Annotated in this window: 18 protein-coding genes and 1 tRNA gene; 6 read left to right on the top strand and 13 right to left on the bottom strand. The window is 61.5% G+C overall.

Features of this window, described 5'->3' with window-relative positions; translation table 11 throughout:
* Nucleotides 1–101 precede the first annotated feature (101 nt).
* Together AACH40_RS11260 and AACH40_RS11255 are read right to left on the bottom strand one after the other, a co-directional pair.
* Complete coding sequence (locus AACH40_RS11260) at nucleotides 102–683, bottom strand: TetR/AcrR family transcriptional regulator (protein ID WP_338642485.1); 582 nt, start codon at nucleotides 681–683, stop codon at nucleotides 102–104.
* On the bottom strand, nucleotides 680–2,308 hold the full coding sequence (locus AACH40_RS11255) for an NAD(P)/FAD-dependent oxidoreductase (RefSeq protein WP_338642484.1): 1,629 nt from the start codon (nucleotides 2,306–2,308) through the stop codon (nucleotides 680–682). Before AACH40_RS11255 ends, AACH40_RS11260 begins: the two co-directional genes overlap by 4 nt.
* Before the next feature lie 548 nt (nucleotides 2,309–2,856).
* On the opposite strand from AACH40_RS11255, the gene AACH40_RS11250 reads away from it, so the two are divergent.
* Nucleotides 2,857–3,195, top strand: coding sequence for an acyl-CoA dehydrogenase family protein (locus AACH40_RS11250; protein ID WP_338642483.1), 339 nt, complete (start codon nucleotides 2,857–2,859; stop codon nucleotides 3,193–3,195).
* A 193-nt stretch (nucleotides 3,196–3,388) separates the two neighbouring features.
* Here the strand turns inward: AACH40_RS11250 and AACH40_RS11245 are convergent, their stop codons facing one another.
* Together AACH40_RS11245 and AACH40_RS11240 are read right to left on the bottom strand one after the other, a co-directional pair.
* Entirely contained in the window at nucleotides 3,389–4,903 is a 1,515-nt protein-coding gene (locus AACH40_RS11245; RefSeq protein WP_338642482.1) for an ABC1 kinase family protein, read from the bottom strand.
* 138 nt (nucleotides 4,904–5,041) lie between these two features.
* Entirely contained in the window at nucleotides 5,042–5,929 is an 888-nt protein-coding gene (locus tag AACH40_RS11240) for a LysR family transcriptional regulator (RefSeq protein ID WP_338642481.1), read from the bottom strand.
* Here AACH40_RS11240 and AACH40_RS11235 point away from each other — a divergent pair.
* On the top strand, nucleotides 5,882–6,574 hold the full coding sequence (locus tag AACH40_RS11235) for an SRPBCC domain-containing protein (protein ID WP_338642480.1): 693 nt from the start codon (nucleotides 5,882–5,884) through the stop codon (nucleotides 6,572–6,574). The two genes, AACH40_RS11240 and AACH40_RS11235, sit on opposite strands and share 48 nt — an antisense overlap.
* 1,189 nt (nucleotides 6,575–7,763) lie before the next feature.
* On the opposite strand, the gene AACH40_RS11230 is transcribed toward AACH40_RS11235, so the two are convergent.
* Complete coding sequence (locus AACH40_RS11230) at nucleotides 7,764–8,015, bottom strand: hypothetical protein (protein WP_338642479.1); 252 nt, start codon at nucleotides 8,013–8,015, stop codon at nucleotides 7,764–7,766.
* Between the two features lie 230 nt (nucleotides 8,016–8,245).
* On the opposite strand from AACH40_RS11230, the gene AACH40_RS11225 reads away from it, so the two are divergent.
* The gene (locus tag AACH40_RS11225; RefSeq protein ID WP_338642478.1) at nucleotides 8,246–10,711 is read left to right on the top strand and encodes a TonB-dependent receptor domain-containing protein; all 2,466 of its coding nucleotides are present in this window, start codon (nucleotides 8,246–8,248) and stop codon (nucleotides 10,709–10,711) included.
* A 194-nt stretch (nucleotides 10,712–10,905) separates the two neighbouring features.
* On the opposite strand, the gene AACH40_RS11220 is transcribed toward AACH40_RS11225, so the two are convergent.
* The 4 genes from AACH40_RS11220 to AACH40_RS11205 form a co-directional block, all read right to left on the bottom strand.
* Nucleotides 10,906–11,118 carry a hypothetical protein gene (locus AACH40_RS11220; RefSeq protein ID WP_169493201.1) on the bottom strand — a complete coding sequence of 71 codons (213 nt, stop codon included), beginning with the start codon at nucleotides 11,116–11,118 and terminating at the stop codon, nucleotides 10,906–10,908.
* Nucleotides 11,119–11,517: 399 nt separating this feature from the next.
* Nucleotides 11,518–11,592, bottom strand: a tRNA-Thr gene (locus AACH40_RS11215).
* A 28-nt stretch (nucleotides 11,593–11,620) separates the two neighbouring features.
* Nucleotides 11,621–12,538, bottom strand: a complete 918-nt coding sequence (locus AACH40_RS11210; protein WP_206069489.1) for a hypothetical protein — start codon at nucleotides 12,536–12,538, stop codon at nucleotides 11,621–11,623.
* Nucleotides 12,505–13,833, bottom strand: a complete 1,329-nt coding sequence (locus tag AACH40_RS11205) for a replication-associated recombination protein A (protein WP_338642477.1) — start codon at nucleotides 13,831–13,833, stop codon at nucleotides 12,505–12,507. The genes AACH40_RS11210 and AACH40_RS11205 overlap by 34 nt, the downstream gene beginning before the upstream one ends.
* Before the next feature lie 106 nt (nucleotides 13,834–13,939).
* Here AACH40_RS11205 and AACH40_RS11200 point away from each other — a divergent pair, with 106 nt between their 5' ends.
* The 3 genes from AACH40_RS11200 to AACH40_RS11190 all read left to right on the top strand — a co-directional run bounded on the left by AACH40_RS11200 (nucleotide 13,940) and on the right by AACH40_RS11190 (nucleotide 15,471).
* On the top strand, nucleotides 13,940–14,605 hold the full coding sequence (locus AACH40_RS11200; protein WP_338642476.1) for a PadR family transcriptional regulator: 666 nt from the start codon (nucleotides 13,940–13,942) through the stop codon (nucleotides 14,603–14,605).
* 5 nt (nucleotides 14,606–14,610) lie between these two features.
* Nucleotides 14,611–14,946: a DUF2218 domain-containing protein gene (locus AACH40_RS11195; RefSeq protein ID WP_169493197.1), complete on the top strand. Its 336-nt coding sequence runs from the start codon at nucleotides 14,611–14,613 to the stop codon at nucleotides 14,944–14,946.
* Between the two features lie 78 nt (nucleotides 14,947–15,024).
* The gene (locus AACH40_RS11190; protein WP_169493196.1) at nucleotides 15,025–15,471 is read left to right on the top strand and encodes a hypothetical protein; all 447 of its coding nucleotides are present in this window, start codon (nucleotides 15,025–15,027) and stop codon (nucleotides 15,469–15,471) included.
* Between the two features lie 6 nt (nucleotides 15,472–15,477).
* On the opposite strand, the gene AACH40_RS11185 is transcribed toward AACH40_RS11190, so the two are convergent.
* The 4 genes from AACH40_RS11185 to AACH40_RS11170 form a co-directional block, all read right to left on the bottom strand.
* Nucleotides 15,478–16,674 (bottom strand): glycosyltransferase family 1 protein, encoded by a 1,197-nt coding sequence (locus AACH40_RS11185; protein ID WP_338642475.1) that lies wholly within the window; start codon nucleotides 16,672–16,674, stop codon nucleotides 15,478–15,480.
* Nucleotides 16,675–16,766: 92 nt separating this feature from the next.
* Nucleotides 16,767–17,168: a hypothetical protein gene (locus AACH40_RS11180; RefSeq protein ID WP_169493194.1), complete on the bottom strand. Its 402-nt coding sequence runs from the start codon at nucleotides 17,166–17,168 to the stop codon at nucleotides 16,767–16,769.
* Between the two features lie 96 nt (nucleotides 17,169–17,264).
* Complete coding sequence (locus AACH40_RS11175; RefSeq protein WP_169493193.1) at nucleotides 17,265–18,263, bottom strand: hypothetical protein; 999 nt, start codon at nucleotides 18,261–18,263, stop codon at nucleotides 17,265–17,267.
* A gap of 318 nt (nucleotides 18,264–18,581) precedes the next feature.
* On the bottom strand, nucleotides 18,582–20,501 hold the full coding sequence (locus AACH40_RS11170) for an AAA family ATPase (protein WP_338642474.1): 1,920 nt from the start codon (nucleotides 20,499–20,501) through the stop codon (nucleotides 18,582–18,584).
* Nucleotides 20,502–20,559: the final 58 nt, after the last annotated feature.

Here is a 20,559-nt window from a genome sequence, read left to right as displayed (position 1 = left end):
AAGTCGCGTTCGGCAGGCGTACCTGAAATTATCGGTTTTCGCTGCGGGGCCAGGTCGCCGCGATCAAGGCGGTAACAACAGATCGATCGGGTGCCTGCAGCCTAAGGCGCCAGCAGCGCCTCGAGGCCGATCATGTACTGCTCTCGTGCGGCACTGTCTGACAGGTTCATGGTCGCGTTCAGGTGGAACGCGCAGAAGCCAATGCAATAGGACAGCAGCGAGAGCGTAAGGACGCTGTTGCTCGGATTGACTTGTCTTTGCCCAATCCTCCACGATCGCACCGCCTCGTAGGCAATCTTGTACGTCGGCGCATGGATGCTTCGCATGCGTTGCGCAGATACGATCTCCCGCGACGCTTGGGGGGAGAGAAACATCAGTTCGAAAAAGACGGGATGGTCCACGGCGAAGTCGAATATCCTCCCCGCACGGTGGCGCAGTGCAGCCAGCGGCTCCGCATCCGGGGGCGGGGCGCCGACGTAGCGTTCGTACTCCTCGAAGCCGTGGGCAACCACAGCTTCCACCAGCGTGGCCTTGTCTGCGTAGTGCCGGTAGATCGCCATGGGCGTCACGCCCGCCTTCTTGGCAACCTCACGCATCGAGACTGCGGGCAATCCTTTCTCGCGAAAGGATTGCGCTGCAGCTTCCAGGATGCGCCGGGCGGTCTTAACGGTCTCGCGCTTCATTCCCCCGTGGTTAGTGCCGGCACTGCCTGTTCGCGAGAGCGAATTTCGGAGACGAGATCTTTTCCGAGCACGGCGGATGCCGCGATGATGCCTCCGAACAGCGCTCCGATCATTCCGTCGTTGGTGACATCCTGCCCGGTGAGGAAGAGGCCCGGAACGGGCGTCCATGCCCCCAGCCATTCCTGCGCATACCGCGATGGGGAGCCCTCTATGCCAAGTATCTCTCCGCGCTCCCTGCGCAGGAACGTCCCATAGCTCACAGGTGTGTGGGTTTCGACATGGCGGACTTTGCCCTTGACCTGCGGAACCAGCCGGTAAAGTTCGGCCAGCAAGCGCTCCATTATCTGTTCCTTCAGCGCATCGTATTCGGCGCCTCGCTTCATCCAGCGCGTGTTTTCCCAGCGCTCGAAATGGCTGTAGTCCGTGAACGCATGAAGCTCGATCGTCGATCGACCGGGGAATTTCTCGTCCCAAGTCGGGTCCTTCGCGGAACCGAACGTGACGAAGCAGAATGGAAAAGGTGCCGAAAAGTCCGACTTGTGTGCAGCCAGGTTGGCCGTGAAGTCCGTGCCGGGATGAGACCATACATTGGCCGGCTCAAGGCCGAGTTCGCCCGCGCTGCCTTCGAGGCCGACGTGAATGCCGACGACAGTCCCGGTCGGCCTCACCTGTTCAAGCTTCTCCGCCAGCCCGTACGATTGCGCCACCTGCCGATCGACAAGGCGGCCAAACGTCGCGTGCAGGCCGGCGTTTGAAATGACGGTTCTGCAGGTCACGGTGCTGCCGTCGCCAAGCCGCACGCCGACAACTCGCCCACCCTCGATCAGGATCTGTTCGACAGGTGCGCTGTGCAGGACAAGGCCTCCTGCGCTCTCGATGATCGGGACCATCGCATCGGCGAATGCCTCTCCGCCGCCGATCGGGTAGCTTGCGCCGTTGACGTAATGCTTGAAGAGCATTGCATGCATCGCGAACGAACTGCGCGAGGGCTCGATGCCGTAATCGCCCCAGTTCGCGCAGAGGACGGCGATCAGCTCAGCGTTGGACGTCAGCTCGCCGATGACGTCGAGCGTTATCCGGCGCGCAAGCCGGAAGAAGGGCTGCGCAGCCTCCTGAAGCTGGGCAGGCCGCTGGCCCTCGGGGTAGGCCTTCAAGGCAAAATATGCCGGGGAGGAGCGAGTCACTTCGCCCACCAGTTCCAGATAGCGGTCGATCGCACTGCGTTCGTCGGGGAACCATCCGGCGAGCGCTTCGCGATAGGCATCGATCCCTGCGGGAATGGCGTACTGGCGCCCCCCGATATCCATCCGATTGAAGATCGAAGGGAGGTGGGCCCACTCGATCGCATCGTTCGTCGCATAGTCGAATATCTTGCGCGTCATCGTATGGGGGCTGGCGACATCCCCGATGTAGTGCATTCCGACCGACCAGCGGTAGCCATTGCGCTCGAACGATTGGGCAAGGCCCCCCACCACATTGTGCTGTTCGAGAAGCAGCACCTTCCTGCCGTTCTTGGCGAGCGCAGATGCCACCCCCATGCCGCCCATTCCCGAGCCGACCACGATGACATCGAAGTCACCTTCGATCCCTGAGCCCTTGCGATAGGCCTTGCCTTGCGTCCTCATGATTTTCTCCTTGGATGTATACGCATGTATACTTCGGTCCGAAGGACCGTCAATGAGGCTTGTGCTGGCGCAGCCCCAGGCCGGATCGCGATCGATGAACACATAGGTAATGGATGAGCCCTGGCTCTTGCGGGACTCCGGCCGATACCGGAAGCCGTTCACAGGAGGACAGCATCAGATGCGTGCGTCTACGGAAGAACAGGTTCTATTTCGGGCATCCTATACTATCGTAAGTTCCTTGAGAGCGACATCGTGCCGCACATGGCCCGCTAGCGCGAGCAGGGCATCGTGGGCCGATCGGCCTACGAAGCTGCGGGGCAGCGGGGTCTGCTCGTGCTGTGGCCGAGCGAGAAGTACGGCGGGGAGTTAGGGACAACGACTTCCGCTTCGAACAACTGATTATCGCAGAGATCGCGGGCCGATGTCAGCGAATTCTATCCGCCGCTCCCTTCGCGGCTTGTCGTTCCTTACTTCAAGCTCGGAACCGAGGAGCAGCGCAAACGATTTCTTCCCGACTGTGTCGCCGCAGGAAGATCCTTGCTGTCGGCATGACCGAAACGGGGGCAGGCAGCGATATGTCCGGGATGCGCACGTATGCACGCGACATGGTCGATGAAGTTGTCCAGCTTCACAGCGGTGCCCGCTACATGAAGGAATATGAGATCTGCCGCATGTTTATGGTTTCGCGGATTAACAGGATCCTGGCGGGATCTTCCGAAGTAATGAAATACGTTATCGGCGGAGAACTTTATCTCGCTGAAGTATCAAAGTCTGCTGCAGTAAGCGCTGACAATGACGCAATGCTGCAGTGGAGCAGGTGTCGCGAGAACCTGTTGTTGAAGCTCACGGGCCACCAACTCTTTGGTCGACCTCGATGCTGGCCTTGATGTCGGGATGATCGGATGGCTCAGCCCGGTGTCAGTGATCAGTTCAATGTGCCCATTAACCTCGTCCGCATGAGCATGCCGGACATTGCCAGATCCGGCATGGCTGGCATCGCTCTGCTCACCTTTTGGCACGGCGATCTCAAGCGACTTTGCGGATGCCGCGGGTCCGGATGAAAAGGACGGGCTCGTGAACTCAATTCAGTTTTATCGCCACGGCAATGATAAGCGACCCGACTAAGATCGCAGCAGCAATGATGTTTCCTGATCGGCGGATTGCGTTGGTGTTGTCGGGTGCCGGTGCGGCTGGCTCAGCCTCGAGCCGGCGGACGAGACTGCGGACAAGGCGTGGAGCGTCCTCGCCAAGGCGGGACAGTTCCATGCTCAGGGCAGCGCCCAGCGGCAGCCAATAGCCCGGGTCAAGCTTTCGGCGGGATGTCCTTGCAACCGCTCCTTGCATCGCGCTGGTCAGGTCGAAGTCGGGCTGGATCGCGGACAGCACGCCATCCATGGTCAGGAGAGCCTTGAACATCAGCATCAGATCGAGTGGCATAGCCAGCCCCTCGTCCCGCATCAGCGTCATAAAGGAGCGGATCAGCGGGCCGATGATCAACTTGCCGCCATGGCTGGCAATCAGCCTGTCGCTAGCCCGGCGAGCCGCTTCGCGCGATGCACCGCCCTCGGACGTCCAGCTGTACAACACGTCCGTCAACAATGGAGCGTCGCCGGTTGTCATCGCCTGACCGAACGCGATGAACTCCTCGCGTCGCCTGCGCGATACGTGGCCGATCATGCCCAGATCAATCAGCGCTAGCCGGTTGCCGGGAAGGCATAGCAGATTGCCTGGATGGGGGTCGCCATGGAAGCGTCCGTTGACCAAGATCATGTCGAGCACCATGTCCGCGCCGACGGCAGCGATCGTCTCGGGATCGAGGCCGGCGGCTCGAAGCGCAACAGCGTCCCTTGGCGGCATGCCGGCGATGAAATCCATCACCAGCACGGTCGGCGTCGTGAATTGCCAGTGGATCGCCGGCAGGACGACCTGTTCATTCCGGGCAAAGTCGGCCTTCAGCAATTCAGCGTTGCGGGCCTCGCTGGTGAAGTCCAGTTCTTCCAGCAGGGCAGCGGCCAATTGACGCACCAGTGCCGCTGGCTGAAATTGCCGTGCCGCAGTGCTGGCCTGCTCTATCAACTCGGCCAGCTGCGTCATAAGCCGAAGATCGGCCTCCATTCGCGGGCGGATGCCCGGACGCTGGATCTTTACGACGACAGCCGTGCCGTCCTTCAGGGTTGCGCGGTGGACTTGAGCCATGGAGGCAGCGGCCAGAGGCTGTTCATCAAAAGTCTCAAACGCTTCTTCGGGTGCCATCCCGAGTGCGTCCTCCACGATGGAGCGAAGCTCCACAAAGGGAACTGTCGGGGCCTGGCTGTGCAACTGCTCCAGCTCCGCAATCCATTCCGGCCCCAGCATATCGCTGCGAGTGGCAAGGATCTGCCCCAGCTTGACGAACGTCGGGCCCAGTTCCTCAAGCGCGAGCCGCACCCGGCGCGGCGGGCTGGCCGGATGGACTGCCGCACCGTCGTCGCCGCGCGCGCCTTCGATCCCGAACTTGTTGAGCAGTACGCCCAGACCAAACCGCGAGGCGACCCCGCTCAATTCCTGAAGGCGGTCACGGTCACGCGCGGCAACAGCAAGAGTGGAGATCAACATCGGATATGGCTGCGTCCTGTTCTAAGCTTGGTATCATGTTCGGTCGCGATGGCCGATAGCAAAGCCCCAGCTTTTGCGAAACGGCTGGCTTTCCCTCGTCGCCGTGACCTGACCGATCTTCGAGCAGCTCGGCCGCCATCAGGCGGCTAGTCGCACCAGCTGGTCCCTCAGCCAGATATGCGCGGGATCGTGTTGCATCCGCTCGTGCCAGGTCAGGATTTTGGTGAACCCCTTTAGCGCGATGGGAGGTTCGCGCAGCACGAGGCCGTTTGCACCTGCCGTAAGACGCCGCGGCACAAGCGCGATGGTGTCGGAACCCCGGACGATGTCCATGAGCACCAGAAAGCTCGGCACGGTTGCAATCACCTTGCGGCTGCGGCCGATGCGGTCCAGTGCCACATCAGTGGCGCCCCGAAATCGCGTACCGTCATGCGACATGATGGCATGATCAAGTCCGCAGAATCGATCAAGGTCAAGCTGGTCGGCAGCGGGGTGCCCTGGGCGCAGGATGCAGATGTAATCCTCTTCGAACAACGTGCGTGCGCGCAGCGTGTCAGGTGCCATATCTGGGGTGACGCATGCCACATCGATCCTGCCTTCTGCCAACTCATCGGCAAAATGGGGACCCACTGGGCGAACGGCGAGGCGAATGCCCGGAGCCGCCTTGCGTAGTGCCTTCAGCAGCGGAAGCACGATTGCCGTCTGCGCATAGTCGGTGGCTGCAATCCGAAAGGTCATCTGCGCCTCGTGCGGAATGAATGCGGTGGGCTTTACCAGGGCCTCTAATTCCGTCAGCAGCCGGGCGAGCGGGCCGGACAGCTCAAGTGTGCGCGGCGTGGGCATCAGCCCGTGCTGGCCACGCACGAACAGGGGGTCCCCGAGAGCATCGCGCAGCCGTGCGAGAATGCCGCTCACCGCAGGCTGGCTAAGCCCCAGCCGCTCTGCTGCGCGCGTGACAGAACGCGTCTCGATCAAAGCGTGCAGACCGCGAAGCAGGTTGAGGTCGAGATTTTTGATATTGGTCATGCCGATATCCAAAATTCCACTTATCGATTGGAGTTATGCCGCAGATGGCCCCATTTTGTCAGCATGAAATGGCTGCCGACGATGGCAGCGCGTTGCGGAGGAGCATCCATGTCCGATATCATCTGGCCCGAGGGGTTTGTCCCGGGCTTTACCGACAATTACGTTTCGAACGAAGTGATCGTTGCCGGACTTTCATCCGACGACATCTGGCCTCTTTTGGCCATGCCCACAGCGTGGCCGACTTACTATGACAACGCATCGGACGTCGAGATTTACGATGGCAAAGGGCCAGAACTGGCGCATGGCGACAGCTTCTTCTTCCGCACCTTCGGCTTCCCCGTTCCTGCCCGCGTCGTCGAATGCGTGCCGCCGGTTGCCGGGCAGCCTGCGCGAATCGCCTGGCACGGCTGGGCCGGCGAAGAAGGCGCCGCAGACCGGCTCGACGTTCATCACGCCTGGCTGATCGAGGATCTCTCGCATGGCCGCGTGCGGATACTGACACAGGAAACGCAGAACGGCGCACCCGCGAAAGAAATGGCTGCGGCACGACCCAACCCCATGATCAACGGCCACCAGGACTGGCTGAACGGCCTGGTCAACGCCGCCTGGGGAGCCCGGCAATCGGCGCGACGCTCCCGCAGCTGATGCTCGTTCCAAGTTTGTGCAGCTCGCGCCAAGGCGCCGCACCCAAGAGCTTCGGGAAATTGCGGTCGTGATGATCTTGGCCCGGTCGCGCACGCCGAGGATGCTCAGTCGCCGGCGACCGCAACTGTGCACCGGGCATATAGAAGTGTGCAGTGGTGGCACGGACCCTTGATGATGACGACCGCGCTCGATGAGGTCCCCATTCGGCGAAGGAATCTTCGTGTAGATCGCACCGGAAGCTAGGGTGGAGCGCGCTGATCGCGATGCATTGATCCAGCGCGCGGCCCTCCAGATAAGCGGGGCGTATTGGGCTGTTGGCATGTTGGATAGGCAGGCGGATCGGTCAGCGACTTATGATTGCGGGTCGAGGCGCACCGCTCAAGGTCGAAATCGATGGGACGTCATGTGGTTGTGCGGATGAAGGCTAGCGTTGCCGGTGCCGCTCCGCTCTTATTGCTACACCACAGAAGGCGGCGCTGCCCGCATCACGGCAGTCTGAGTGTTGATCCGGCACTGTAAATGCTGCTTCAAGTGCCGGTGAACGGAAAGCCGATGACCCTTTTCCGTTACGAGGCTGTCTATATCCGCAAATCCGTTCGAAGGACTTCGCAGCAACCTGCGAGGCATAAGGGCCGGGCGGCAGGCCGACATCATCGCTGACGGGGGCGCTCGCCGATTTGCTTGGCTACCCGTCGCATAAAACTTCGTGCCCGAGGGAGCGAGCGCTGCGATCATCCTCAAAGCGAGAGGGGGCTGCTTTGCGAGTGATTTCACGCGCGGGGAGCCGCGAAGTCGGCGCTTCTGTGTCGAGACGAGGTACCAACGAGGTCGGGGCGGCGCTCGCGTCGGGCTATGTCTATGTCGAAATCGGCACCGAAGAAAAGGGGCCTTGGCTCCGGATGGCGCCTCTAACGGCGATGTCTCAACAGCGGAATTTGGTACTGAGGCGGCTTTGTGTTGCCTGTGGCTCAAAGCCGCAAGAATGCGCGATCGGCTGGAGACGCACAATTGAACAGCTCCGAAAATCGAGTCCCCGTCAACTCGTCCGACCATGAACTCAGTCCGTCGAAAACGTCCACAGCCGGGGGTATAATTGGGGGTATTTGCGCAATCCAGAATAATAAATCACGTTATATCAACAAGATATAGTATTTAGTAAATCCCTCCTCCGCTACCACCTTTCAAGCACCTATGATGCCTGGCGGTTTCGACTGAAACGAAGTTTACAAAATCCTGTAAACTTTCGCGCGCTTAGGCGTTTGTGCAGCGACACGACCACGCGTTCTTCGTCGAAGTAGCGGCGCTGCGGGCAATCTCCTGATCGATCAGGAGAGTGGTGGCGGAAGGTGCCGCGCAGCTCGGGAAGGACTGCGATCTCCGCGCGGATCTCGCGCTTGCGGGTGCTGTCGATGACGATGGCCCTCTCCGGGAAAATCAACATCGAATTGGCATAAGTGCCGTATGATCAGTAACTGACGAATGGTGACGTGTAGCATAACCTATAAGTATGTTAAGCAATTGGTAGCTAATTATATTGCGCCGTATCACTACGTAAATGCGGAATTCATAGCGCTTAACATGCGTCTTCTAATGCGCTTGGGAGGGAAATTTTTGACGAGAAACTAGATGCGCACCTGGACTTTGCTCTCCGCCACGCTTCTCAGCTGTTACATGGCAACTCCCGCCCTGGCCGAAGACGCGGGCGATACGGGTGAGCCGGCTTCGTCCAAGCTTGCCGAAGGCGTGTCCAAACCCGCGCCGGCAGGAAAGACCTTCAGCACGGGCGTCGCCAAAGGCCGCGATCTTCTCGACACGGCCATTTCGGCCAGCGTGATCGATGAAGGCGAGCTCGCCAAGCTGTCGGTCAGTTCCATTTCCGGCATCATGCAGAACATCCCCGGCATCCGGTCGCTGACTTCGGATGTCGACGGCTATTCGTCGATCACGGTCCGCGGTCTGCCGCTTGCCGCTGATGGCTCGAAGTACCTGCAACTTCAGGAAGATGGCCTGCCTGTCCTGGAATTCGCCGACATGCAGTTCAACACTGCAGACCGGTTCTTGAGGGCTGACCTGAACATTTCCCAGATCCAGTCCATACGCGGCGGTTCGGCCTCGACCTTTGCGTCGAATTCGCCCGGCGGCGTCGTGAACCTGATCTCGAAGACGGGAGAAACGGAAGGCGGCAATGTCCAGGTGTCCAGCGGGCTTGGCTACGATCTCAAGCGGCTGGACTTCGACTATGGCAGTCCCCTTGGAGAAAACTGGCGCTTCCACGTCGGCGGGTTCTATCGTGAAGGCGAAGGGCCGCGGGATTACGGATACACCGCGTTCCGCGGCGGACAGGTCAAGCTCAACATTACGCGCAGCTTTGCCGGAGGGTACATTCGCATCTACGGCAAGTACCTTGACGACCGTCAGCCGAACTACGGCACCGAACCGGCCCTGATTGCGGGAACGGATGCATCGCCAACCTTTGCCAGCATCCCTGGTACGCGCCTTGCCAGCGACGGCTTGGGCTCGCCGCTGATCGCGGGCTACCTCGGCACCGACGATCGGAACAATCCGGTAAGCCGCAGTCTCGAAGACGGCATGCACGCCGTGGTCAAGTCCATCGGGCTGGAAACGCAGTTTCAGGTCGCCGACTGGACGGTGAGCGATCGGTTCCGGTTCGCCGATATCAGCGGCAGCTTCAATCAGATCGATTCGATGCTTGCCGCGCCTTCGGCGGTCATCTCGACCATTCTCGCAGGCCCTGGCTCGACGCTGACCTATGCCTCCGGTCCGAATGCTGGCCAAGTGGTCGCGCCCGGCAGCCAGATCAACGGCAATGGCCTTGCCAGCATCAATCTTCTGCTGAACTTCGATCAGAAGTCGGTCAACAACGTCACCAACGATCTCCGCGCCTCGCGCGTCTATGATCTTTCCGGCGGCAAGCTGACCGTCAGCGGCGGCGTCTACCACACGGTTCAGGACTACAAGGCCGACTGGAACTTCACGAATGCCATTTCTGATGTCGTCGGCAATGGCCGGATGGCGCCGCTTGACCTGCGCAACGCCGCAGGCACGCTGCTGAGCCAGAACGGGGTATTCGCTTACGGCTTTGGGTTCGGCCAGCCGCGCGCTTACGGCAATTACTACTACGATGTGCAATACCGCATTACGGCCCCCTATGGCTCGATCAACTTCGCCAAGGGCAAGTTGTCGATCGGTGGAAGCCTGCGCTACGATCGCGGTGATGTCAGCGGCCATGTGCTTACGGATTCGCTGGTCGGCCCCTCCGACATCAACCGCGACGGCGTGATTGCCCCAGTCGAGACGTCGGTTGCGCTGTTGCCGCTGACCAGCCAGATCCCGGTCGGCTACCGCTATGGCTACCTGTCATATTCGGCCGGTGTAAACTATCGCATCGCCCAGCCGGTCTCGGTCTTCGCCCGCTACAGCCGCGGTGGTCGGGCCAGTGCGGACCGCGTGCTTCGGCCCGGATCGCTGAGCAGCACGACCGGCAAGCTTACCAATGACGCGTTGAAGTACGGTCTCGTCAAGCAGGCGGAGGCGGGCGTAAAGTACCGCAAGGACGGTTTCGAACTGTACGTCACCGGCTTCTGGGCATCGACCGAAGAACGCAATACCCAACTTGCCGCGGACAAGAACGGGAATGTCATCGTTCTCGATGTGGTGCGCGAGTATTCGGCCAAGGGCGTGGAGCTCGAAGGGGAAGTCCACCGTGGGCCCTTCAGGCTGGCCATCGGGGGAACCTGGACCAAGGCGAAGATCGCCAAGGACGCCGATTTCCCTGAGCTGGTGGGCAACGTTCCTCGCTACATTCCGTCTCTTTCCTTCAACGCCCGGCCGTCCGTCGAATTCGACACCATTGCCGTGGGCGCCGTGATCAATGCCACGACCAGCAGTTATGCGCAGGATAGCAACCAGCTCAAGCTGCCGGGCTATGTCCTCGTGAGCCCGTTCGTGCAGTTCCGGCCTGCCGAAAAGCTCACGCTCGCCGTCAATGCATTCAACGTCTTCGACAAGCTGGCGGTCTACGCCGCATCGGCCTCGACGATCCCCGCATCGGGTATCGCCAACATCCGGACGATGAACCGTCGAACGGTGACCGGTTCGATCCGGTATAGTTTCTGATCGCTTGAGGCTCGCCCGCAGCTGGGCGAGCCACACCGCTGCAAAGCGCAGCAAGCCCTGGAAGGGAGGCCACCGGTCAGCCCTCGATATTTCGGTCCGGATGATCTTCCGCTTTTCGGAGGCGCGATGGCGGTACCTGCCGGGGTTCGACTGGCGACGCTTTATCAGTGCGGAAGCCGTTTATCGAAGCCGGGTCAGCTCTCTCGCCTTTGACCCGAAAGGAAAGCGTGCACGGCGCTGTCGCTCCCATCGGGCAGCATGCCGCAGTCGACCAGGAACTGGTCCATCTCGTCCTGGTCCTCGGCGTCGGTGCCCGCGCAGCCACAGCGCTCGCACCCGCCGTGGAGCGCCGCCGGTTCCACGTCCGCGCCACACGCTGTGCAGATGGGCTTGCGTTCAACGACCACGCTTTTCCTCCTCGCCGCCTGGCAGGTCGGGCATCGAACAGGGTCATGCACCTGATCATCCAGCTTGGCCGTGGCGGAGCGATGAACTTGCGGCAATGATCGGACAGATTGATGAAACGAACGTCGTTGGTGCTGGCTGAGGGATTTGAACCCCGCAGCGGAGCCGCTTGCGGCGCAGCGCATCAAGGACTCGGGGGTTCCCGGAGACAGCATCGCATGGTGCCGGCTGAGGGATTTGAACCCAGCAGCGGAGCCGCTTGCGGCGTAGCGCATCAGAAGACTCAGGGGGTTCTCAAAGCTGAGTTCGCTGGTGCCGGCTGAGGGATTTGAACCCCGCAGCGGAGCCGCTTGCGGCGTAGCGCATCAGAAACTCAGGGGGTTCTCAGAGCTGAGGTCGCATGGTGCCGGCTGAGGGATTTGAACCCCCGACCTTCGGTTTACAAAACCGCTGCACTACCACTGTGCTAAGCCGGCCCACCAAACGCGCTGATCGCGCATAGCCTTACCGGGCGCCGAACGTCCAGCCCTCGGTGCGGGCAATTTCTTCGGTCAGGCCAGCCGGTTTCCACAAGCCGGGATCGTGCGCGGCGGTGCGCAGCCAGGCAGAGGTAAGGATCGCGTCGCTGCGATGGTCGTCGATCGCGCCCATGTGCCCGAACGCGCGGCTGCCCAGCGCGGCGAGCGCCACGTCGAGTTCGCCCCCATCGCGGATCTTCGATCGTTGCGCGGTGCGGCCCGCCGCCATCGCTGCGATCGTGGTGTAGATCTCGCACGCCACCGATCCATGCGCGGGCAGGGGATCGACCGGCCAGACCGGCAGCCGCCCCGCCAGGCGGTGCAGCACGCGCATCCCCGAAAGGCTCGATTTGCCCACTTGCGCCGCGCCGACGAGGTTGAAGTTGGAGTAGGGCTTGCACCCCATCGCCTCCTGCGCGCGCTCTGTCACGCGAAAGCGCCCCCGGCCGCCGCGCGTGCCGTTGTCGGCAAAATGCGCGCCCTCGCGCCCGCCGTGGCGGCGAAAGTGCGGGGCAATGGCGGGATGATCGACGAAGCTCGAAACGCCAAGGTGCGGGTCATCGGCGCACGTCGCATCGACCAGCGCCCACAGTGCGCGCGCATCGGCCGGGCTTTCCGCCCAGCCGGGCAGGAACGCGCCACGGTCGGCAAAAGCCAGGCTGATGCCAAGGTCCATGCCCACCAGCGTATCGCGGGGCAGGGCGCCTGCCAGCCAGTCGAGCACTTCGGCGCGCGACCAGCGATGGCCGGCGCGCACCAGTTCGGGCGCCTGATCGCCTGCGCTGCAGATCGCCACCGCAATCCCGGCATGGCGCTCGCCCGCCGCGCCCGACCAGTCGATCGCGGCGAAATGCCGGAACCGGTCGGGCCTCACCCCCGCTCCCGGCGCTTCTTGTCCCACCATTCGAGCCGCTTGCTCACCTCGCGCTCGAACCCGCGTTCCACCGGGCGGTAGAAGGTCTGCGGCGCCATGTCCTCCGGCCAGTAGTTCGCGCCCGAAAAGCCGTCCTCGGCATCGTGGTCGTAGGCGTAGTCCTTGCCATAGCCGATGTCCTTCATCAGCTTGGTCGGCGCGTTGAGGATGTTGGCGGGCGGGCTCAGCGATCCGGTATCGCGCGCCGACTTCCACGCCGCCTTCTGCGCGGTGTAGGCGGCGTTCGATTTGGGCGCGGTGGCAAGGTAGAGGCAGGCCTGCATGATCGCCAGTTCGCCTTCGGGGCTGCCGAGGAAGTCGTAGGCGTCCTTGGCGGCAAGGCACTGCACCAGCGCCTGCGGATCGGCCAGGCCCACGTCCTCGCTCGCAAAGCGCACCAGCCGCCGCAGGACGTAGAGCGGCTCCTCGCCCGCCACCAGCATCCGCGCCAGGTAATAGAGCGCCGCCTGCGGGTCCGATCCGCGCAGGGATTTGTGCAGCGCGCTGATCAGGTTGTAGTGCCCGTCGCGATCCTTGTCGTAGACCGCCACGCGACGCATCAGGAACTTCGACAGCCCAGCGGGGTCGAGCGGTTCGGGCAGCGATACGTCGAACAGCGTTTCGGCCTGCCCCAGCAGGAAGCGCCCGTCGCCATCGGCCGAAGCGATCAGCGCGTCGCGCGCCGCCGGGGTCAGCGGCAGGCGCAGGCCGGTGTGCTCCTCGGCGCGAGACAGCAGCGCGCCCAGCGCCTCCGCGTCCAGCCGGTGAAGGATCAGCACTTGCGCACGGGAAAGGAGCGCGGCGTTCAGCGCAAAGCTCGGGTTCTCGGTCGTCGCGCCGACCAGCGTCACCGTGCCCTTTTCGACGAAGGGCAGGAAGCCGTCCTGCTGCGCGCGGTTGAAGCGGTGGATCTCGTCCACGAACAGCAGCGTCTTGCGGCCGGCGCCCCCGACCAGTTGGGCCATCGCCTCGGCCTCGGCGAACACCTTCTTCAGGTCGGCCACGCCCGAAAACACGGCGCTGATTGCCACATAGCGCATGCCCACCGCATCGGCGAGCAGGCGGGCGATGCTGGTCTTGCCGGTGCCGGGCGGGCCCCACAGGATCATGCTCGAAAGCTTGCCCGCCGCCACCATCCGCCCGATCGCGCCTTCCGCGCCGGTCAGGTGTTCCTGCCCGATCACTTCTGAAAGTTCGCGCGGGCGCAGCCGGTCGGCCAGCGGGCCGGCCTCGTCGGCGGCGGGGCGGGGCGTATCCTGCGGGGGCGGGGCGAAAAGGTCGGCCATGGCGTCCTCTCCCACATAGGGCCTGCCATCGCGAATTGCATCCTTGCCCTTGCAAAGAGCGTTTAAAGATATATCTTAGAGCCATCGAATCGAATTAGGAGTTATCATGCGTTTCGAACACGGCGGACATCCGCGCCACGGCCATTTCGGCCACAGGATGATGAAGAAGATGGCCATGGCCGGTGGCTTTGGCGGTGGACGCTTCAACGATGACGGGGACGGCTTCGGAGGGGGCTTCGGCGGGGGCTTCGGCTTCGGCGGCGGGCGTCACGGCGGCCGCCATGGCGGGGGTCCGCGCGGCGGTGGCCGCATGGGCCGCATGTTCGCGCCCGGCGAACTGCGCCTGTTTCTGCTCCACCTGCTGGGCGAACAGCAGCGTCACGGCTACGAGCTGATCAAGGCGATCGAGGAACTGACCGGCGGCACTTATGCGCCCAGCCCGGGCGTGGTGTACCCCACGCTCAACCTGCTCGTCGACGAAGGGCTGATCGCCGAAGTCCCGGGCGAAGGCGCGCGCAAGGCCTTTGCCGCCACCGACGAAGGTCGCGCCGAACTCACGGGCAAGGATGAAGCCGTCGCCGCGATCCGCGCCCGGCTCGAAGGCCTTGCCGAAATGCGCGGCCGCGAAGCCAGCCCCCCGGTGCTGCGCGCGATGAGCAACCTCAAGCTCGCGCTGCGCCAGCGCGCCTTTGCCGGCGCGCTCGACAAGGACACCGCCCACCAGATTGCCGACATCATCGACGATGCGGCGCGCAAGATCGAAAGGCTCTGAAAGACATGACCGATACCACGTCCACTTTTGCCAGCACGGCCCGCGTGCCCACCGCCAGCGGCTCGCGCTATCTCCAGCAGCTTTGCAAGCACTGGGCCCACAACCTTGCCGTCGAATTCGATGCGCAGCACGGCAAGGTGACGTTCCCCCGCGATGCGCGCGGCGCCAGCTGGGCGGGCGATGCCGTCGTCACCTTCGATGCCGAACCCGACGTGCTCGTCTGCCGGATCGAAGCCAGCGAACCGGGCCAGCGCGACGGGCTCAAGGGTGCGGTCGCCCGCCACGTCGACCGCTTCGCCTTCCGCGAAGCGCCGCTGCCGTTCGAATGGGTCGACGCCTGAGCCCCATTGCACGCTCGGTTGCGCCGCTGGCCCGACAGGCGTATCTTCGGCGCATTGTCGCACGGGGGGAGACCTGCGATGGCCAGCACTGCACCTGCCGAAACCCGCCCTTCCGCGCCGTGGCACCTCTGGGCCATCGGTACGATCGGCCTCTTGTGGAACGCGTTCGGCTGCTACGACTACGTGATGAGCAAGCTGTCGCCCGACACCTATTTCGCGGAGATGGGGCTGGGGCCGGACATGGTGGCCTACATGGCGGCGTTCCCGGCCTGGCTCACCGCGTTCTGGGCGCTGGGCGTGTGGGGCTCGCTCGCAGGCTCGATCCTGCTGCTCGCCCGCTCGAGGCTGGCGGTGCCGGCCTTCGCGCTCTCGCTGCTCGGCTTGGCCGTCAGCCAGGGCGCGCAGATGCTCTGGCTGCACCCGCCGCAGGATCCGCCCGCGGCGATCGTGGTAACGATCTGGGGCGCGCTCGCCTTCTTCCTGATCTACGCGATGCGGATGAAGCGCGAAGGAGTGCTAGGCTGAAAGCCTTCAGCCGCCCGCCATCCGCTGCTTCTTCTGCCGGATCAGCCGCAGGTAGGTGTCGGCCACCGCCTGGTTGATGCGGTCCCAGCTGAATTCCAGGCTGCGCGCTTCGCCCGCGGCGCCGTGCGCGGTGCGCAGGTCCGCGTCCTCGACATAGCAGCGCAGCGCCTCGGCGAACTGGCGCACCGCGCCCGGCGTGATCAGGCGGCCCGAGATGTGATCGTCGACCAGGCTCTGGCTGCCGGTGGCGGCGGCGGCGACGACGGGAACGCCGCAGGCCATCGCTTCCAGCGTCACGTTGCCGAACGTCTCGGTGATCGAGGGGTTGAACAGCACGTCCATGCTGGCCACCGCCCGGCCGAGATCGGCACCGCCCTGAAACCCGGCGAACACCGCATCGGGCAGGCGCGCGGTGAACCAGTCGCGGGCAGGGCCTTCGCCGATCACCAGCACCTTGTGCGCGATGCCGCGGCGGGAAAGCTGGTCGATCGCGTCGGAAAAGACGTCGAGCCCCTTTTCCATCACCAGCCGGCCGAGGAAGCCGATCACCACGTCATCGTCGGCAAGCCCCAAGCTGCGCCGCCAGGAAAGATCGCGGCGGCCGGGGTTGAACACGTCGCGATCGACGCCGCGCGACCAGATGTCGATATCGTAGTTCATGCGCTGATCGCGCAGGACCTGGGCGAAGCTTTCCGACGGGGCGACCAGCGCATCGCAGCGGCGGTAGAACCGGCGGAGCAGGGCGGTGAGGGCGGGTTCGAGCCAGGCCATGTTGTAATAGCGCGGGTAGGTATCGAACCGGGTGTGCACCGAGGCAAGGATCGGCAGGCCGCGGCGGCGGGCCCAGCTGACGGCGCGGTGCGCGGCGATATCGGGCGAGGAAACGTGGACGACCTGCGGCGCGAAGGCGGCGAGATCGCGGCGGACGCGGGGCGAGAGCGCGCTGGGCAGGCGGTATTCGGCGCGGCCGGGAATGGCGAACGAGGGCACCGAAACGAGATCGCCGGTGGGCTCGAACGCCGGATTGGCGACCGTGGGGGCATAGACCCGGACCTGCGCGCCCTGGCGCAGGAGATAGCCGACCAGCCGGTTGAGCGCGCGGTTGGCGCCATCGACGGTGACGTTGTAGTTGCCGCTGAACAGCGCGACGCGCAGGCCGGAAAGGGGCGCGGCCGACGTGTTGGATTCTGGGATCGGGTCCATCGCGCGTGCCATAGACCCGCTTGTGCAACTTGGCGAGAGGGCGGCGGCAGGCGCTTTCCCGCCGCCGCCCTTCTTCAACCGTCCGTCAGGCCTTACCAGCCGCGACGGTGATCGCGCCAGCCATCCCGGTCGCGATCATGGCCCCAGCCGCCGCGATAGTGATCATAGCGGCGATAGCGGTCGTAATCGCGATAGCGATCATAGCCGCGATAGGCCGGATAGGCGTTGTAGTTGTAGTTGTAATAGTACCCGCCGCCGCGATAGGCGCGGGGGTAGTAGTACCCATCGCGGTAATAGTACCCATCGCGATCGCGGTGGTCCGACGCGATGGCCGCGCCGACGGCAAGGCCGATGATGCCCGCGCCGATGGCGATCGCGGCATCATCGCCGCCGCCGCCGTGGCGGTAGTAGTCACGCGCCTGCGCCGGAGCGGCTGCGGTGAGCGCCGAGGCAGCGAGGCCGAGCGCAAGGGCGCCCTTCTTCACAAGGTTCATAACGTCTCTCCGTGGCGCCGGCGATGCCTGCGGGCAAAGGCGCGCAGGGGCCGGAGCGAACTGGACACACTATGACACGCAGCGCTGAACCCCGGCTTAAATGTTTGTTAATAGGCGAGGGCGCCGATCACGCTTCGTCGCAGGCGAGGGGCGGTAGGGCGCTGCGCCAGCCAACCCTCGCGAAGGGTGCGACGGGCGCCCAAGTTGACGAAGTTGACAGTGTTCATGCGACTTGAATTCGAGCGGGGGGAAGGCGGTTTTGTGCCCGGTTTCCTGGGCCTCCAGGGGCTCGGGGGAGAGCGGCCTGGGTGCCTGGAGGAGGGCGATCCCAGCCTTCGCTGGGATGACGGTTACTTCTGCATCAACATCATCATCATCGTCATCCGGCGCTTCGAGCACCGCGTCGAGGCGGGCGAGGCGGTCGGCGCGGTCTTCGTGCCATAGGGCGCTGGCTTCTTCGCGGGCGGCGTGCGTCGCCTCTTCAAAGGCGATGTCGACGATGTCGCGCTCCTCCAGCGCATCGGGATCGTGGGCGGGATCGGACAGGATGCGCTGGACCACGGCTTCGTCGAGATCCTCGACATGGCCGGGGAAGTCCTCGTTCACCGCGCTCGCGGCCTGGTCCATCGCCTCATCGCGAGTGGGGAAAGGCTTTTCCGGATCGAGATCGCCATCGAGCAGCGCGGCAAGGTAATCGTCGAAGCGCCCCGCCAGCTGGTGCGCGGCGGGATTGGCGGCGCGGGCATCGAGCCGGGCGAGCCAGGCCAGCTGGAGCCGCGCATCGAAGCGGATGCGTTCGCCCACGACCTCACCCCGATACCAGATCTGTTCGCGATAGCCTTCGGTTGCGTGGGCGGCGAGCACCTGTTCGGCCTGTTCCAGCCCCAGCACCATCGCCGCATCCCACCCGGCGGCAAACGACGCATCGCGCCGCCGCGCCATGTAGGCCGCCTGCGGCGAAACCCCGACCTGTGCGCAGGCCTTGCGCACATGGCCATGCCCGGCCAGTTCCGACAGGAAGCGCACGCGGCGCGCAAGGGTGAAGCTGCGGCAGGAAGCGGAAGGCGCGGAAGCGGCGGCGTTCGTCTGGTCCATGAGGCGAGTCCCACAAGAACAAAAAGGGGCCGAGGACTACCGCAGGTGGGGGTGTGTAGGAAATGGGGGGTATTAGCAATGTTCGTGTAAGGCGTTGCGTTCATAGCGCCAGCGTCAGCTCCACCTGAAATCTGCAGTCCTCCCACGATGCGACAGAAGGACAAAATTTCGCTAAAACTCTGTCTTCCAAACGCGAATTTGGCGTGAATTAAAGTGGCCGCGCGTTGATGATTCAAAGAGGGCCACGTTCACAACTTTCCTCTAAACTTTTAGTGATTATTATTAAGTATTTTGCTCCCATTCATGCGTTTATACAGATTAAGAGTTCGCGTTTTCGATCATAGTAACTATCTCTCTGATGCGCTTTCTTAGGTCAAGTGGGTTAAGCGTTACATCGCCGCTCATTACAACATGGCGTGCTACTTTAACCTTATCTACGTTAGTTTCGATAGATAGAGTATCGCCTTCAATTGCGACTCCCTTCTTAGCTTTCCGCTTGTAATAAAGCGCATGGTCGTACTGCGTACCACTAACTGGACCTTGATACGTGGCGCTATGCACAGCCTTCACAGCTGCTTGCAAGAGGTCGAAATCAATGTAGTTTTCCACTTCTCTGCCCTTAGTAATCCACGCAATGCCGCCCTGTCTTGCAAACTCATCTGAAAGCCGTGTTTTCGTTGGATTAAGCGGCGTTCGCGCTGTTCGCTTGTCACTATCAATCATAACGGCGAGATTACGGTTCAATGCACGAAGTTGTATAAATTCATGAACATCATCATCGTCATCGCCAGAAAGATGGCTTAGCAACCTCCCGCCGTAAAACATGACAGAATAATGAATACCTTCCAATAAATTGGGATTTAATAGGCTAATCCAATGCTTTAGATAAATCCTATCGGATGGTCCTTCAACCCACAGGACTGCATTGGATTGAATAATGTCAGACGCACGATGCCCAAGGTCTGCGCAAATAGCATGAAGATCTTTGTTTAGGCTGGCGGATTTTATCTTAGTTAAGCCCAATTCTTGCTTCACATGAAAAATTTCTGCGCCTGGAGTATCAATAAATGCAGCAGAGTGAGTGGCAATAAAGTATTGATTGTTTGTATTTTCTTTTAAATACCTAATCAGTTTCCTCTGAAGAAGAGGATGAAGGTGAAGTTCTGGCTCTTCAACACATATTATTTGTTCTTGAGCTATCGTGCAAAAAGCTGCAATCATAACTACTTCTTGAATCCCAGTTCCTAGAGAGTGTAGGGGAAGTACCCTTCCGTCCATACGAACAAGTACATGGGCTTTTGAATTGGGGATTTCTATCCTGGCGTCGTGTCGATCAGTAACTGATTGTAAAAATGTATTTATTTTGTCAAATAAATCTCGATCTTGTTGGTGATTGTGATCTGGGTTTTGTATGAGCGCAAGTTGGTCGATGAGCCCGGCGCCACTGAAATCGGCAAAGCGAGCGCCGGTTGGTCCGATTTGCCGTATCGCTGGAATGAGCTGAGTCTCGGGTAGGTTGTCGATTTCCATGCATGACTTAATTCTCGAAATTATGTCCGGTATCTTGTTATTCCGAATATCTTGATGAGAATTGTCATATGGTGAGGAAATAGACTGACCGTTTGTTCTTATAAGATTATGAATTTCGGACCAAATATGAGCTGGATTTAATCCGAATAAATGATCTATATTATATAATATTTCAAAATGACGGCCTATAAATGGCAAGGAGCAGTCTAGCCATAAATGTTGTTCGTGAGATATGGCGTTAAATGTAGAAATTATAGTGTCTTGGAATCTTCCGACATCCAAGTAAGGATGCCTCTCGAAGAATTTTTGCAAAATTTCTCCAGTAGGAAAGCCAATCCTAACTTGTACTGCCCCCCCATAAATTCCTCCATGTGTCTCAAGGCCTCGTATTTCTTCCCAGTTTTGTGATCTACTTGAGCCCTTTCTTAGGGGGATATAGTTACTAATAAAATTGAGTATTATAGATTTTCCTGAGTTGTTGGGTCCGATAAAAAAGTTAAAGTTCTGGAATTTGGTCATCAGCTGTTGTTCGCCGATTCCGCGATAGTTTTCTAAGGATAGGCTTTTCAAATAGACTGGCATTACGATTGCACCGCGTTGTTCCTGCAACAGCGGTGAAGACGTAATGGCATTAAGTTTGGCGTCAATATCTGCTGAATTGAAGACGCGAGAGTGCGAGCGCGAGCGCGAGGGCGATGGCCCTCGCATTTGGCCTTTTTGCTTGTTGCCTTGCCGGGCTGAGGCGTCGGGTTGGGGGTGTCGTTCG

This window comes from Novosphingobium olei (assembly GCF_037076535.1).
Lineage (GTDB): Bacteria > Pseudomonadota > Alphaproteobacteria > Sphingomonadales > Sphingomonadaceae > Novosphingobium > Novosphingobium olei.
Note: the sequence above shows the minus strand (reverse complement) of the source record. Positions and strands in the feature narration are given on the sequence as shown.